This is a genomic window from Pseudoalteromonas sp. S1612, from assembly GCF_005887175.1.
Classification (GTDB): Bacteria; Pseudomonadota; Gammaproteobacteria; order Enterobacterales; family Alteromonadaceae; genus Pseudoalteromonas; species Pseudoalteromonas undina.
Window position 1 is genome coordinate 13,451 of record NZ_PNDH01000055.1, and the last position, 15,570, is coordinate 29,020.

The window sequence follows — 15,570 nt, forward strand, 5'->3', positions numbered from 1 at the left end:
AGCAAATCATGAGCAAGGAGGATTAAGAAACGCTGCGCTTTTAGAGATAGTGACAAATACAGAATATTTTAATTAATAACTAGGCCTAGTCGTTAGTGTTTTCTCATTTACTCCTCATTCGCTTCTCTCAGTGCAATTTGGTCTTGTTGAATTATTTAAAAAAAAGAAGTTATAGACACTTAGCATTTAGAAGATAAAAATACTCAAAACCAGAAGCTGCGCTTGTTAAGCGAGCAAGCTATGCGTCTACAATCAACCCTAAATTCTGGACCTTAGCACGTACCTCGCAGCCCATATCTCGTTGCTCGAAGCGCGTATTTTAACCACAGTATTTATTAAACATCCAACTGTTTCTAATAGCCTCATAATGAGAGCCAAATTGAAGCGATAAACACACTATTGGCAAGCGATTCATTTGCTCAGCCATACTAAATACATCATAAAATTTATAACCATATTTAGAAGCTAATTTTAGCTCATTCACATAAAGAGCTTTGTAGGTGGGTGATAGCTCATTCCAATGCATTAACGCAATTTGAATAATACCTAAGTGAACATCTAACTTATATGGGCCAACTTTTTTAGCTTGCTGAATATAATTATATACCCGCTCGGTAGGCCCCTCTTGATAGCTGACAACTTGCGCCAAGCTAATCCAGGTTAGTGCCCAGGTTTGTCTTAACTCAACCGACTTTAATAACGCTTGCTCAGCTTGTTGATATGTTTGCTTTACTTTATCTGATTGCTCACTTGATGTTGTATCAATACCGGCTAAACCTAGCATTTTTATATGGGCTAAAAAATGCCAATAATGCGGGTGATCAGGATCCATATTCGTAGCCAATGTAATCGCATTTTCTGCCGCTTGAAGCGATGAGCCAGACAAAGCACCATCCGACTCTTGCACAATATTAAGTGCATTAAAGTACCACGCATTTGCTCGCATACTTTGCATACTAGTATAAGCAATTACAAGCACTATTAGGGCTAAAATAACAGCAGGCACTACCTTGACCATGTTTAATTTAGTCATTAAATAAGTACTCGGTTAATTGCAGCGGGTTAGTTACAAAAAGCGCTGTAGCCCGCTCCTCACCTAATAACTGCGCTACTGCTTTTCTAGCTTGACTTAAAATAGGCGGTCGGCGCTTTACTGAATGAGCGTCAGAGGCAACATAGTTCACTAAACCATCTTTTAGCATTTGTAACGCTATAGTTTGTGCGCTTTCGCCCCACTCACCTTCAATACTCGATGCCGTTAATTGAAAGTCGCAGCCTAATTGGTTCAAGTGTTGAATATAATAAAGATTTGACTGAATATCGCGATTACGCTCTGGGTGCGGAATAATAACGCGTATATTTTGTTTAGCGAGCCACTGAATAAACTTATCATAGCCTTGTGGCATATGTGAATGCGGTAACTCTAATAACAACACGTTTTTGTCTGCTATTTTACCAATAAAAGGCAGTTTATTAGCCATCACCATTGCCATAAGTTCTATGTCTAAACGCACCTCAGCAGCGGCCGCTAATTTAACATTAATACCCTCTTTATGCGCCTCTAGCTTTAAACTCTCTAAATCGTTTTTGATTTGAGCAGTCGCATTATTAAAGCGACCCATATGTATATGTGGCGTTGCCACCATATGAGTAATGCCGTCGTTTTCAGCCAATTTTAAAAGCGCTAAAGATTCTGTTAAATCTTTAGCGCCATCATCAATACCCGGCAAAATATGCGTATGAATATCAATCATAAATTAACTTAATTACGCTTGAGGCTTTTCAGGTTGCTGTGAGTAATCGTAATAATCATAGTAGCCATGGCTATGCTCATCTTTAGATTTACTCATATCGACCTTATTCAGTACCACACCAGCAACGTGCGCTTTAACTTCAAATAAACGCTCAAGGCCTGCTGTAATAGGTTTAATTCGGGTAATGTCTGACTTAACAACATAAACAACTGAATCAACACTTTGTGCTATTACCAATGCATCACTAACCGCTTGGGTAGGCGGTGTATCAACAATAATATGGTCGTACTGCGCTTTTAACTCGCTAAGTAACTCAGCAAAACGTGGGTTTGATAACAGCTCAAGCGGGTTAGATGGTATTTGTCCGCTTGGCATAATTGCAACACCCGATTGCGTGTCAACATGTACACACTCAGCTAGTTGCTCAGTACCAATCATTAAATTACTTAAACCTGGGTGAAATACCGGTATATCAAATCGTTTAGCTAACGTTGGTTTACGTAAATCGGCATCAATTAGTAGTACTTTGCCCATTTGTGCCAACGACATCGCTAAATTAGCAGAGGTGGTGGTTTTACCTTCCCCTGGGGAGGTAGAGGTAACCGCTATAACTTGATGCGCTCGGTCAAGATGAGTTAACAGTAAACTAGTGCGAAAGGTACGTACCGACTCAGCAAAGCGACGATAGCTATCTTCTAAATAGGCATGAATAGGAAAATAGCTCTTTTTAGGAACTGCAACATGCGGCAATAAACCTAACATGCGCTGTGCGAGTTTATTTTCTACATCATTTTTATTTTTAACTGTGTCGTTTAGGGCATCAAAAACAAAGGTCATTACCACTGCAAAACCAAAACTTGCAACAAAGGCTAAAATAACAATCAGCTTTTTATTAGGCTTACTTGGGTCTTTTGGTGCATAAGCACGGTCTGTAAAACGAGCTGCAGCTGAGCTAAAGTCACTGGTTACTTCGGTTTCTTTAGAACGAGATAAAAAGGTGTTAAAAATATTACGGTTTGTTTCAACTTCACGCTTAAGCTGATTATATTGTGTTTCTTTTCGAGTAATATCTTGGTATTCAGCACGAATTTTAGCCAAGTCGCGCTCAAGCGCATTTACAGTACGCGTTGTTCTATTTAACTCTTTTTCAATACCCGTAATTAAGCCTTTAATTTGCTTATTAAGGTTAGTTTTCACTGTGGCAAGTTCAGCTTTAGCTGAAATCATTTTTGGGTGCTTAGGGCCGTAAACCTCACTAAGCTCACTTACCTTTCGCTCAACTAATACAACTTCGCGTTTAACATCTTGTACAACACGATGAGAGGTAATTTCAGGCATACTGCCAAGTAATTCTATGTTGTCGTTACCATATTCGTTAATAACACGATTTATGCTTTCAAGATTATTTTTAGTCGCACGCGCATCCACTAGCTGCTTCGAGGTTTGCTCTAGCTCTTGGGTAACAAGCCCTGCTATGCCCTCTATATCAACCAACTTTTGCTCTTCTCGGTAAGCTTGTAAGCGCACTTCGGAGCTATCTAGTTGTATACGTAATTCAGATAAACGCGTATTTAACCAACTTGACGCCTGCTGTGTAATACCCATTTTAGCGCGCATTTGGCTTTCTATGTAAACTTCACCTACCGTATTAGCCACTAAAGCAGCTAACTTAGGGTCGCTCGACTCAAAGCTCACTTGCACTAATTGTGTTTTACGAATAGGAGACACAGTTAAGCGTGACTTAAATGCAGCAAGCAAACCCAACATCTCACGCTCAGCTTGTTCTTCCTCTGTAATAACAGAGCCCTCTTTTTTATTTAAAAAAGGCAGTAACTGTTTTATCATGCCTTTTAACTCGCCTGTAAGCGATGGTTTACCTATGAAATCTGTGTGATCTTTTAAATTAAGTTTAGTAATTACCTCACGAGCAATACTATTAGACTTAATTACTTCAAACTGGGTTAAATAATACTCTTTTTTTGTGGAGTCTAAACCATATATTTCATCAAAGCTAACCGCTTTGGTTTGCTCCGACTCAATCAATAAAGTGGCTGTGGCGTTATACTTTGGCACTAACGTTAACGCAACCATTATAGTGAGCAAGGTAACGACAACAGCAAAACCTAATATTTTCCATTTACTTTGCTTAATAATATTAAAATAAGCACCTAAATCAATAAGTTCCTCGTTATTTTTAGGTTTTTCAAAGTGTGTATTCATTTTTTAATTACTGCCTTAAACTGCTTAAAACAAGCGCTGTTCTATTTTTATGGTGTCACCCGCCGCAATTTGGCTGTTTAAACTACCTTTTTGTTGCTGCTGTTTGGTTTGCTCTTTAAAAATAAATATTTTATCTTCTGAGGCTCGCTCAGTTAATCCGCCAGCCAATGCTATAGCTTGGTTAACCGTCATAGCTGGTTGGTAAGGGTACCCACCTGGCTTTTTAACTTCACCATGTATATAAAAAGGGCGGTATTCTACTACTTGGGCATACACATTAGGGTTAACCAAATAACCAGGCTGTAGTCCTTCGCTTATGGTTTGCTCAACTTGCGAAACACTTAAGCCCACTAGTTTAACTTTACCTAAAAATGGGTAATTAATCTCACCACTATTACCAAGCAGTGAGGTTACATCTAGGTCGGGCTGGCCAAATACTTTAATTTCAATTTTGTCACCCGCACCTAAAATGTAGTTTTGCGAATCGTTCGCAAAACTACAAAAGCTGAGTAACAATATTAAGCCAGTTAAAATTCTCACTTTCATTCATTTCCCTTTAGTGCAAATGTAAAATTAAGGCCAACAATTACACGGTCAAATTCAATATCCGCTTGAGTCGAATTACGGTCAATAAAATCAACATAGCCTGTTACCATACCAAAATTAGTGGCTAGGTAATTTAAGCCTAAGCGAGCATTTTTAACTTTATCTTTACGATTAAAGTTACCAGAATACTGCTGGTCAACGTAATTGGCACTCACTACCGAGCTTAAGTAGTCGCTCCAATCATGCTGCCACGTTACACCGTAAACACTCTCGCGGATGTAATCACCTTCTAATAACGGATCTTTAGCCGCACGGCTAGTAACTAGTTGCAAGGTTGAATAGGTTAACGGCTTCCAAACAACAGCGCCTTCCCAGCTTAAGCCGCTAAAGTTATCGCGCTGGCTTGACTCAAAATCTTTATTTTGGTAGCCGATTTTAAATGAACCAGTAGTAACGGCTGTAGCTTCCCACTCCATACCTAACAATACTTTAACATCGTCTGAGTCACGAGTAATACCGTTTGAATCAATTACATCGTATTGGTAGTTTTCTTGCTTTACTTCTAAAAAAGCACGGGTACCAGCTTGGGTATTATAATAACCTGTAATACCCAGCATAGGCTTATCGTAATCACGAAACTGCGATATTGCAGTAAAGTTTTGATAATTTTTATTATAATAACCTGCAGTTAAAGCAAGCATTGCTTTAGAGCTAACAGCACCATATTCATAACGAGCTTCTAAATTTTGTTGTTGGTAGTGTGTAGGCTCGCTTATAGCAGCTCCTTGCCCTTCAGTTAAACCCGCACCACGTGGCTCGTATAACCAATCAGCATCGCCTGTAATATCTAAGCGGTGTTGGCTAGTAAACTCTTTGTGAACACCTGCGCCCAAGTTTACTTGAGTAAAGTTATCGGTAGTGTCTTTATTATGAAATGACGTGCTCGATGCAATATCAAATTTATAATTATCTGGACCATCTTCAATTAATGCATTTAAACTCGGCGCTATATTCCATATTAAACGTGACTGAGTCGCAGACGGAGTCATAAAAAAGTTATCGTTGCTGCTTACGCCTAGCTGTAACGTAGGTGTAACCTCAGCACCGTCTTTGGTCATTACACTGCCTGGTTGTAATTCTACTGCTAAAGCAGGTGCACTTAAGCCTAACGCAACAAGTAAAGTAGTAATTGTATTAGTACGCATTTTCACTTTTAAATCCCTTAAAAATTGTCATAAAAATTATTTTCACATCAAACCATAAAGACCAATGTTTAATGTAATGTAGGTCGAATTCAACTCGCTTGGCCATTTTATCAAGTGTATCGGTTTCGCCACGCCAGCCGTTTATTTGTGCCCAACCGGTAATGCCCGGTTTGGTTTTATGCCTAAACATGTAAAATTCTACTTTTTGGCGGTACTCTTCATTATGTGCTACCGCATGGGGCCTTGGCCCAACAATAGACATATCGCCTTTTAAAACATTTATAAATTGCGGAAGTTCATCAAGGCTTGTACGCCGCAAAAAGCCACCTAAGGGGGTAATGCGGGCATCGTTTTTAGTTGCCTGAGTTACCACATCGCTGTTTTCAGTCACCGTCATCGAGCGGAACTTCCATACTTTTATTTTTTGCCCATCTAAGCCATAGCGATCTTGCTTAAATATAATAGGCCCTTTGGATGTCAACTTTATTGCGGCCGCTATCATCACTAAAACGGGGGCAATTAAGGTAACAATAATAGCCGAAACAACTATATCTTCTGTTCGCTTTATAAATTCGTGAGTACCAATACAAGGTGCTTCAAACACACTTAACGTATCTACATCACCGACATGCTCAATACGAGCATGTATTAAGTTCGAGAGTAAAAAATCGGGGACTATATGCACATCTACGGTAGTATCGCCTAACTGTAATAAAATATCGGCTATACGTTTTTGCGCTTTCATGGGGAGTGCAATGTAAAGAATATCTATTTCACCGTTACGTGCAGAATCAACCGCACTTTGAATACGGCCCTCAACGCCTTGTTTTTCGAGTTGTTCAAACAGGCGTTCTGGGTTTCTGTCGTCGTAAAAGCCTTTAAAATTAAACCCTAATTCGTCGTGTTTTACAATTTCAGCATGTAAGTATGCAGCAGATTCGGTAGCACCGATAATGGCAACTTTACGTTGCGATAGCCCTAGCTTACGGCGATTACGTTTGTATAAATACACACCCAAACGCCAGATATATAAATACACTACACTTAAAACAAACCAAATCGCTATGCCTACACGAGAAAGCGACTCGGTAAATTTAAATAAAAATGACACAACCAATAAAAACGAAAAAGCAATCACTACACTGCCCCAAGCGCACATCACCATGCTTTTAAATTTACCTGCCCGCCAAGAGCGATAAGTTGAGAAAACCTCGGCACTGTACAAGTAACTGAGTGCAACAGTTAATGCTGAAGCAGCATAGATTGGAGTTAATTTAAAGTTATAAAGTAAAGCTGCGCACTGAAACGCTAAAAACAACGCAAATATATCAAACAATCGGTAAAAATTGGCATCAGAGGAACCTGAGGGTTTAAAAGTCCTTGGAGATGTCATTTTGCTTAATTCCTTATAGCTAATTCAGTTTGAGTAACGCCCCACAAAATCCATAGGGATGATATAGTATTAGCCAATTTTGTTCAATTACAGATTCCGACAAAAGTACTAAAATTCATGTTTATATCTTTTTAGCTAACTCTTGTTTTGTTCATTAAGTATCAAAAAGAATACTCGCATTTTAGTGAGGATTAATTAAATAATCCTTTAAACCAACTCCAGACACCAAACGAATATCCTTCAAAAATATCAATGCCTAATGTCGATTTAAACAAATATAAAACCAGCAATATAAATAGAATAATAAAATTAGCTGCGATGCTTAAAATTAATGCTTGAGTAAATCTTGCTATTTTTTGCTCTTTTGTGCTTAATTCACGCCTATTTCGCCCTGCCAATAGCACATAGTAATAACGATATTTAAAAAGCTTAACTACGCCTCTGCAATCAACAGCATGGTTACCCCACTGCCTTGCACCAATGGCTATTTTTAAATGAGCTAACTGCTCATCGGTAAATGTATTTTGAACGTTTTTAGGCATTCGCTCCAGCAAACTTCTAATAGCTGGGTCTTGCTGTAAATTCGACAAAAAAGCCTCAATATATCGTGATTATTATTTACCAATTATTGTAAACAACTATTTAATAAAAAAAGCCAATTAAAACTTAACTGGCTTTTTATTTGCTATAAATACTGTTATTTAAGGGTACTAGAGCGATAGGAATTATTATTTAACCAGCTTGGTAGCTCAACTGTTGGTACTGTACCATCTTGGTTAATATTTGTTTGATGGTACGAATGTTGGTTCCAAATGCGAGTTGCATTTTTCCAAGGCTTGCTGTTATCTGCAGCACCATATACTGTTACACCATTGTTAATGCTGTAACGACCGTCAAAATTGTTAGAAACAGTAATTAGCTCAGCATTATCATCGCCTTCTAAATCAACAACAATAGGATACTCCCACAGTGATGCAGTAGAATTTGCAACTGTAGATAACACCTCACCATTCACGCCATTAAGCACTCTTACTGTATAATGATCTTGAACGATTATTTCATCAATACCATCACCATTAAAGTCATAAGCACTTAAACCAATCTTACCGCTCCACTCATCATCATTAGCAACGGACCATACTAACTGACCATCTTGGTCGTACATGTCAACTGCCGTATAACCAGCGTAAACAATTCCCAGTAAATCGGTACCAAGGAAAGTTGATATTGCTTGAACTCCGCCACCTAGATTGTCTGGATTAGTCACTTCCCATTTAACATTACCATTGTGCTCAAGTACCGCAAATACGCTATCTTCTAAATTAGTGCTCGGGTTACTGACAACAATTTCAGGATCTAAATCGTCATCTAAATTAGCGACTGCACTAAACCACATACTTTCAGGTGCACCATATTGCCATAACTTAACACCATTTGAATCATACAAGCCTCCACCAGCAAATGTTTCTTGATTGTCATTGTCATCTGCGTCAAACGTAATCGGATCTATAGACCAGTTCGTTTTGTATAATAAGCCTGTTTCGTAACTAAATGTGTTATTACTTGAGATTATTTCAACTAGTCCATCGTTATTTATGTCACTCAATGAGCTAGCACCTAGAGGCTTGCCTGATTTAGTAAGTTCTTTTTTCACTTCACCCAAGTGGTTAATTATTTGTATAGTAGATGACGAGAAATCACTTAAAACAATTTCAACAACGCCATCACTATCTAAGTCGGCTGCAGCTAAAGAGCTACGCGAGTCACTAAAGACGCCACCGTTTTCGTATGCCCACAATTCAGTCCCATCAATTCCACTTAACGCTCTTACTAAACCAGCATTACTATAATTACTTCCACTAAAGGTAGTAACAAGAACATCTGCAACATCGTTATTGTTAATAATTCCGTCTCCATTATCGTCATTTAACTGGACAACAACTGGAGTAGATATTACTTGATTATGTTCCGGCATAAAATCGCTTGAATTCCATTGCCATTTTTGTTGCATTGAAAATGGAGCTATTGGCTCAGCAACAGATGGAAGATCGCCATTGAATTCGCCACCTAGCAATGCCATAGAGCCTTTAAAGCTTTGGCCAATAATTGGCATTTTAGCAGTACCGTAAGCGCCTTTAATGTCAGCATAAGGAGCAAGTATTACACCCTTCCAACGGTTACCCTTGATATTAAGGTTTTGCGTATCAGGGAAGTTAAATACGGTTTTACTTGCGTGGCGGCGTAAATGCCAAAAACCTTTTCCGCGCACATGTAAATCAGCACCACCTGTAATATTAAAAATTATAGTTGCATCGCTTGGTATACCCCATACTTTAAAGGTATGAGCACGGGCAAAATCACGGCCATCAATATTAAACACTTGTCTATCAGAGCTGCCGTCACCTTGAAGGTATAAACCACCCCATTTACGGTAAACTGTACCTGTTTGGTTTAACTGGTTTAACTCGGCGCTTAAACTTTTATAATACTCTTCTTGTTCATCAAAGTTAAATGGCATGGCCGATTCATCTTGGTTAGAAAGGATTTTAGAACCCCATTCCATACCCCAGCGTACACCCCAATGAATGTCAGTACCGCCACCAGCAATCATGCTACCTACATATTGGCGGCCGTATTTAAATTTTATGCTTGATTCACTAATTAAATAGTATTCATCGCGATTATAAGGGCGAGTATAACCTACGCTATAACCTTGAAGATCGATTTCGCCAGCGGCTATTGCGCCATCAGCGCGGCCAAAGTGTGATTTAAAATCGTCAAAAACAAATGCTGAAAAATTATTGGCTACGCCTAAGTCTGCAGCCAGTGTTGTAGAGCTGGCTAAAGAAAGTGCAATCACTGCACTTATCTTTTTAAATTTAAGTAATGAGTTAGTCATTTTTTCCCTCGAAAATGAAAAGTGCATTATAGGCACCAAGTTTGAGTCATTTGTTTAATGAAAGTTAATTCATCAAGTGCTTGGTGAACATTATATACACAAATAAAATCAAAAGGAATGAAAAACACGACGAAAGTACTAATTTTTAGTACCTAGAAAAGAACGGAAACACAATATCAATGAGTTATAGCAGAGAAAAAATCAAAATTAATTTCAAAAACCCTAAAAAACAACCTAAAGAACCAAATATAGTTAACAGGATGTTAAAAATAATATTTAGGTAATAATATAAGAGTAAGGTTTGCTTCTCCTATATTATTATATTGAAGATTTGATGGATGATTCTTTTCGAGGAAGGACTTTTAGTAAATATTAATAGATTAGCTACTAAACTTATTCTTTATTAAAAGGTATACAAATTTAGAGTTTGTGACTAAGTATCGCTTCCACATTCTTTTAGGCTCTTGAGAAACTCGATATAACCACTCGAAACCAATGTTTTGAATCCACTGAGGAGCACGCTGCACTTCACCTGCAACAACATCTATGGCACCACCAACACCAAATATCCAAGAAACCTCTATCTCAGATCGATAATTTGTGATGAATAATTCTTTTTCTGGTGACTTTATGCCTAAAAATAAGAAATCAGCTCCTGAACGGTTAATGTCTTCGACCACCTTTTTACATGCACCTTCACTAGTAAAGTCAATATATCCATGGCGCACTCCTGCAATAACATCCCCATGCTCACTTTTTATACGATGCTCTGCCTTATTTAATGTTTCAGGTTTAGCTCCAAAAACAAAAACCTTTTTATGAGACTGAGTACAACGTTTAAGTACATCAATAAATATATCTACACCAGTATATCGCTCAACCTTAACCCCTCTTAAGCGCAAATAAAATAAAATTCCCATACCATCAATATTTACTAAGTCTGAGTCATTTATATAATTTGCAATATCAATGTTTTCTTGAGCTGAAACTACTGTGCCCACATTTAAATCAGCTCGGACCAAGGCAGCTTTAGTTCCTACTTTTTCGAAGATCAAGTCAATACTTTCATCAGGAGTAAACACATGATATTTCAAACCAAATACAGTGTGTTTTATCATTTATAATTACCTTTTAGTTTTGTTCCAAACTCTTGCTTTTTTGTTGAAATAATTAATGACTACTTTCAGTTTGATCTTTGAATAAGTAACTAACTGAATAAATTCAAAATTAACATTAAAAGATTTGCAAAACCTTCTCCAGTGGAGATAGATTAAGGGTAAAATAGCAAGAAAATAAACTAGATAAATACTTGAAATTACGCTTCCCATAATTAGCAATGTAAACATAAAAATTGTTAAGAATATTAAATATGTAACTAATGGTGGGATAGAAAGATCACAAATTAAAAAAAAATAACGAGGATTAAGATTTTTTATTGCTCGCAGGGCTCTAGGAAAGGATTCATTAAGCAAAACATTTAAATGGCCTACTTCCCATCGAGACTTCTGTATTTGAAGCGTATCAAAGTCAGAAGGCATTACTGAAAGCAATGTGACATTAGAAAGATATTTACAAAAAACTTTCTCTTCTGCCATATTCAAACCAAGCTCTAAATCTTCCACAATACTACCAGAAGCAAAGTCAACCAGATTCATGACTCTGGACGAAAAAAAGAATCCAGACCCTTGAATATGACATGCGCCGAATAATTTATTCATACCAACTGAACGAACTGAAGTTTTTAAATACCAAGCAAAAGCAGACATTAAAGAGTTATTCTCATTAGACTTCATTAAATATCTAACCTGAAATAAATCTTCGTATTTACACTCTTGTTTAATCAGATCAATAGAGCCTTGCTCAGCAAACAGGCAATCAGCATCGATAATACCTATTAAATCGTATGATTCTTCTTTTTGTATCAAGTAATTATACCCATAGCTTAAAGCAAAACCTTTCCCTTTATGAATTGAATCAAATCTTTCTAATATAATTACACCCTCTAAATTTAGAGAGCGAACAGCTTTTGCAGTATCGTCTGTACAATTATCTGCAACAACAACAAGAAGATCGCCTATGGATAGTTGAGAATGGACAGATTGAACAGATTTCTCAACGACAGCTTCTTCGTTATGTGCAGGCATTATTATTGCTAAACTACATTCATATTTTGTAACCTGACTACTAACATTAGCCTGAGGTTCTATTTTTTTAATGAGTGAAATTGCAAGCTCAGCCAATAAAATTATACCAGGTATGAGTGATAACCAAACTAATACCGATTCAACAGTCACATTTTAGTTCCTCTCGCATATTCCCAACAACGTTTACTAAATTATGATTCGTTACTACACTTAACCTTGCTTCATCAGCAATGTTAGCTCTTAATGTCTTCGACATTTTTGAAAAACTAATAACTTCCTCGGCCAGCTTAATGTGGTCATTTGCAGGTACTAACATCCCGTTAATGCCATGCTTGATTAGTTCGGGGATACCGGAAACATAAGTTGATAGTACAGGTGTCTTAACCATCATTGCTTCCATTATTGAAATAGGTAGTCCTTCCATATAACTAGGTAAAACAAATAAATCTGACTGAGCTACAATATCCAGCACCTCGTCTGTGGATTTCCAGCCCATAAAAAGTATATTTTTGGTTAATCCATATTCCTTGGCTTGTTCTTTAACTATTTGAAGTTCTTCACCTCCCCCAATAATACGTAAGTAGAATTGACATGATGAGTTAAGCTTTACATACTTTAAAGATTCTAGCAGGGTGAAATACCCTTTTTCAGGACAAGCCCTTGCTACAATTACGAGATTTAGTAAAGTAGCATCTTTATTCTGCAAAACAACTTCAGCTTGATGCTCGATTACTTCAATACCACATTTTGAGACAATTACTTTATAATGTTCTTTGAACGGTACTTTTCGTTTAACCTGTGCAGCAATGTATGAGCAAACACAAAATATTTTAAAAGATTGCTCTACTTTCCTAGCTATAGAATAGTCTTCAAAGTTATCGAGCTCATCTGCACCATGTATAGTGAATGAAAAAGGTAATTTCAGCATTTTAGCTGTAAACATTGCAACATCAGCTGAGTTAGTCCCGAAGTGCGCATGAACATGATTAACATTTTCTTTTTTATATTTTCCAGCTAAGCAAATAGCCTCAACAAAATAAATTATGGTTTTAAGCTTTCGCCTTGACTTTAAAGAATAAGGTATTAGAAGCTTTATACTAGCCCAGATCCCTTTAGCCGTTAAACCCTTAATTAAATAACAAAAAACCTCACTAAAGTTACTAATAATATAGTGGGTTTTTACCTCTTCCTCTAAGTCAGTGGTATCAACTAGCCCCTCAGGTGGCCGTCTTATTGACGCTCTCAATACTGTTTCATTCTGACTTTCCATTTCTAGTACTTCTCTGCGAATAAAAGTATGTGAAATTTTAGGGTATTGATTAATTACATATAAAATATTCACCTTTCGATGACCTCCATGTATACAAAAAAATTATAAGCCAAAGTTTCCAATCAAATAAGACATTAATCTTATGTTATAGCTAATAAAAAATAAGATGAACAGTAAGTGAATAATTCGCATGAGCTCCCCTCATCTAAATTTGAAAAATAAGAAAGTAATAACTGAAATAATTAAGCTCATTATAATCAGAAAGTTTTCAAAAGCCCACAGTTAAGCAAGCTTCAAAACGGTTAGCCCCAACTCAAAAAATTGAGTTTTGCGTATAAATCATATAAAAATTTAGGGCCCATACACATCAGAAACTCATTCAGCAATATGTTGGTATATAATTAAGAGTTAGTATAACTCAATATAGTACCTACAGCCCTATTATAGTTTGTAAATACACCGCATCTTAGTGATGAAACTTAAGAAAAGTTGTAATAACTATAAACTTTTTTAGGTACCTTAGCTATAATCTCAACTTGTTTTAATTAAACTCTTTCAAGATCTTATCAATTATGCGTTCGCACGCTTTACCATCGCCATAAGGATTATGTGCACGGCTCATTGATTGATATTCTTGAGCATTCGTTAGTAAGTTATTTACCGCACTCACTATGCGGGCTTTGTCTGTACCTACTAATTTAACTGTTCCGGCCTCTACAGCTTCTGGGCGTTCTGTGGTGTCACGCATAACAAGTACAGGTTTACCTAGGCTTGGCGCTTCTTCTTGAACACCACCTGAATCGGTCACTATTATGTGTGCTTGATTCATTAAGTACACAAATGGTAGGTAATCTTGCGGCTCAATTAAATGCACATTATCAACATTTTTTAATATGCGGTTTACTGGTTCGCGTACATTTGGGTTTAAATGCATTGGGTATAAAATTTGTGTATCTGGGTGCGCGGTTGCAATTTCTACTAGCGCCTCACAGATACGCTCAAAACCGCCACCAAAGCTTTCACGGCGGTGCCCTGTAACTAAAATAAGCTTTTTAGTTTCATCAAGTTCTGGAAATTTAGCTTTTAGTTTTGAGATTAAAACCGTGTCGGTTTTTACCTTATCAACCACTTGTAATAATGCATCAATAACGGTGTTTCCAGTAATTACGATACTGTCAGTATTAACTGCTTCATTGAGTAAGTTTTGCTGCGATGTTTGCGTTGGTACAAAATGTAACTTGGCAATTACACTGGTGAGTTTACGGTTACCCTCTTCCGGCCATGGAGAACTTAAGTTGCCTGTGCGTAAACCTGCTTCTACGTGCCCAACTGGAATTTGCTGATAAAACGCAGCTAAACTTGCTGATAACGTGGTACAGGTATCGCCATGAACAAGCACTAAATCGGGTTTAAACTCTTCGAGAATAGATTTTAAGCCTAATAAAATATTTGTTGTTACATCATAAAGGCTTTGCCCAGGTTTCATAATATTTAAATCGTACTCTGGTACAATTTCAAACAGGTCTAAAACTTGGTCAAGCATTTCACGATGCTGGGCTGTAACACATACTTTAGCGTCAATCCCGCCTGCCGCGTTTAGTGCTTTAACTAGCGGTGCCATTTTAATTGCTTCAGGGCGAGTGCCAAATACGCTTAATATTTTAATAGCCATGATTTCCCTTAATTTTTTATTCTCCGGTTTTGCATAACTTTATGCATTTGCCATTAATTGGGTAAATTCTTCACCTAATAGGCTTGATTGCATTGCATACTCTACATTTGCGAGCATGTAGCCTAGTTTTGAGCCGCAGTCTTGCGTCTTACCTTTTAAATGACACGCTTCAATTGTTTCAAGATGACGTAACTGCAGCAATTCAGCTGTTAATTATATGCACAAAAACCAATAGCGCCGATTGACAAAGAGAATAATACAAACACTGGATGTGAGCCATCCCAAATGGATAACTCCTATAAATACAGAATGTTATAAACGCTGATAAGTTTATCTCAATACAAACATGCTTTTTAAGCTTTATTTCAGCTTGACTGTAGTCTCCAATCCTCCAATTATAAAGTAATACTAAAGCGCCAACCTTCATATTAATTTTTTACCAGCACATTTAGGCAAATGCCTTCTAA

At 37.2% G+C, this 15,570-nt stretch carries 12 protein-coding genes and 1 pseudogene; all 13 read right to left on the reverse strand.

What is annotated here, in order from left to right; genetic code table 11:
- Positions 1-319: 319 nt before the first annotated feature.
- Complete coding sequence (locus CWB78_RS16365) at positions 320-1,033, reverse strand: VpsP family polysaccharide biosynthesis protein (protein ID WP_138596514.1); 714 nt, start codon at positions 1,031-1,033, stop codon at positions 320-322.
- Entirely contained in the window at positions 1,026-1,754 is a 729-nt protein-coding gene (locus tag CWB78_RS16370) for a tyrosine-protein phosphatase (RefSeq protein ID WP_138596516.1), read from the reverse strand. The genes CWB78_RS16365 and CWB78_RS16370 overlap by 8 nt, the downstream gene beginning before the upstream one ends.
- Positions 1,755-1,766: 12 nt before the next feature.
- Positions 1,767-3,974: a GumC family protein gene (locus CWB78_RS16375; RefSeq protein WP_138596518.1), complete on the reverse strand. Its 2,208-nt coding sequence runs from the start codon at positions 3,972-3,974 to the stop codon at positions 1,767-1,769.
- Between the two features lie 24 nt (positions 3,975-3,998).
- A complete protein-coding gene (locus CWB78_RS16380; protein WP_138596520.1) occupies positions 3,999-4,520 on the reverse strand; it encodes a polysaccharide biosynthesis/export family protein in 522 nt (173 codons plus the stop codon).
- Complete coding sequence (locus CWB78_RS16385; protein WP_138596522.1) at positions 4,517-5,731, reverse strand: outer membrane beta-barrel protein; 1,215 nt, start codon at positions 5,729-5,731, stop codon at positions 4,517-4,519. Before CWB78_RS16385 ends, CWB78_RS16380 begins: the two co-directional genes overlap by 4 nt.
- Entirely contained in the window at positions 5,715-7,118 is a 1,404-nt protein-coding gene (locus tag CWB78_RS16390) for an undecaprenyl-phosphate glucose phosphotransferase (RefSeq protein ID WP_138596524.1), read from the reverse strand. The genes CWB78_RS16385 and CWB78_RS16390 overlap by 17 nt, the downstream gene beginning before the upstream one ends.
- Positions 7,119-7,309: 191 nt before the next feature.
- Positions 7,310-7,660 carry a 3-phosphoshikimate 1-carboxyvinyltransferase gene (locus CWB78_RS16395; RefSeq protein WP_249930472.1) on the reverse strand — a complete coding sequence of 117 codons (351 nt, stop codon included), beginning with the start codon at positions 7,658-7,660 and terminating at the stop codon, positions 7,310-7,312.
- 155 nt (positions 7,661-7,815) lie between these two features.
- Positions 7,816-10,017, reverse strand: coding sequence for a choice-of-anchor A family protein (locus tag CWB78_RS16400; RefSeq protein ID WP_138596528.1), 2,202 nt, complete (start codon positions 10,015-10,017; stop codon positions 7,816-7,818).
- Between the two features lie 380 nt (positions 10,018-10,397).
- Positions 10,398-11,135 (reverse strand): WecB/TagA/CpsF family glycosyltransferase, encoded by a 738-nt coding sequence (locus CWB78_RS16405; RefSeq protein WP_138596530.1) that lies wholly within the window; start codon positions 11,133-11,135, stop codon positions 10,398-10,400.
- Between the two features lie 6 nt (positions 11,136-11,141).
- Complete coding sequence (locus CWB78_RS16410; RefSeq protein ID WP_138596532.1) at positions 11,142-12,311, reverse strand: glycosyltransferase family 2 protein; 1,170 nt, start codon at positions 12,309-12,311, stop codon at positions 11,142-11,144.
- The gene (locus CWB78_RS16415) at positions 12,301-13,503 is read right to left on the reverse strand and encodes a glycosyltransferase family 4 protein (protein ID WP_138596534.1); all 1,203 of its coding nucleotides are present in this window, start codon (positions 13,501-13,503) and stop codon (positions 12,301-12,303) included. The genes CWB78_RS16410 and CWB78_RS16415 overlap by 11 nt, the downstream gene beginning before the upstream one ends.
- A gap of 469 nt (positions 13,504-13,972) precedes the next feature.
- A complete protein-coding gene (wecB, locus tag CWB78_RS16420; protein ID WP_138596536.1) occupies positions 13,973-15,103 on the reverse strand; it encodes a non-hydrolyzing UDP-N-acetylglucosamine 2-epimerase in 1,131 nt (376 codons plus the stop codon).
- A 39-nt stretch (positions 15,104-15,142) separates the two neighbouring features.
- Positions 15,143-15,316, reverse strand: a pseudogene (locus tag CWB78_RS16425) (UTP--glucose-1-phosphate uridylyltransferase); the annotation flags it as partial.
- Positions 15,317-15,570 lie beyond the last annotated feature (254 nt).

Excerpts from the sequence above, each read along its gene's own strand:
- CWB78_RS16395 (WP_249930472.1), bottom strand. The coding sequence starts at position 7,660 with ATGCCTAAAAACGTTCAAAATACATTTACCGATGAGCAGTTAGCTCAT.
- CWB78_RS16365 (WP_138596514.1), bottom strand. The coding sequence starts at position 1,033 with ATGACTAAATTAAACATGGTCAAGGTAGTGCCTGCTGTTATTTTAGCC.
- wecB (WP_138596536.1), bottom strand. The coding sequence starts at position 15,103 with ATGGCTATTAAAATATTAAGCGTATTTGGCACTCGCCCTGAAGCAATT.
- CWB78_RS16405 (WP_138596530.1), bottom strand. The coding sequence starts at position 11,135 with ATGATAAAACACACTGTATTTGGTTTGAAATATCATGTGTTTACTCCT.
- CWB78_RS16375 (WP_138596518.1), bottom strand. The coding sequence starts at position 3,974 with ATGAATACACACTTTGAAAAACCTAAAAATAACGAGGAACTTATTGAT.
- CWB78_RS16380 (WP_138596520.1), bottom strand. The coding sequence starts at position 4,520 with ATGAAAGTGAGAATTTTAACTGGCTTAATATTGTTACTCAGCTTTTGT.
- CWB78_RS16390 (WP_138596524.1), bottom strand. The coding sequence starts at position 7,118 with ATGACATCTCCAAGGACTTTTAAACCCTCAGGTTCCTCTGATGCCAAT.
- CWB78_RS16370 (WP_138596516.1), bottom strand. The coding sequence starts at position 1,754 with ATGATTGATATTCATACGCATATTTTGCCGGGTATTGATGATGGCGCT.
- CWB78_RS16400 (WP_138596528.1), bottom strand. The coding sequence starts at position 10,017 with ATGACTAACTCATTACTTAAATTTAAAAAGATAAGTGCAGTGATTGCA.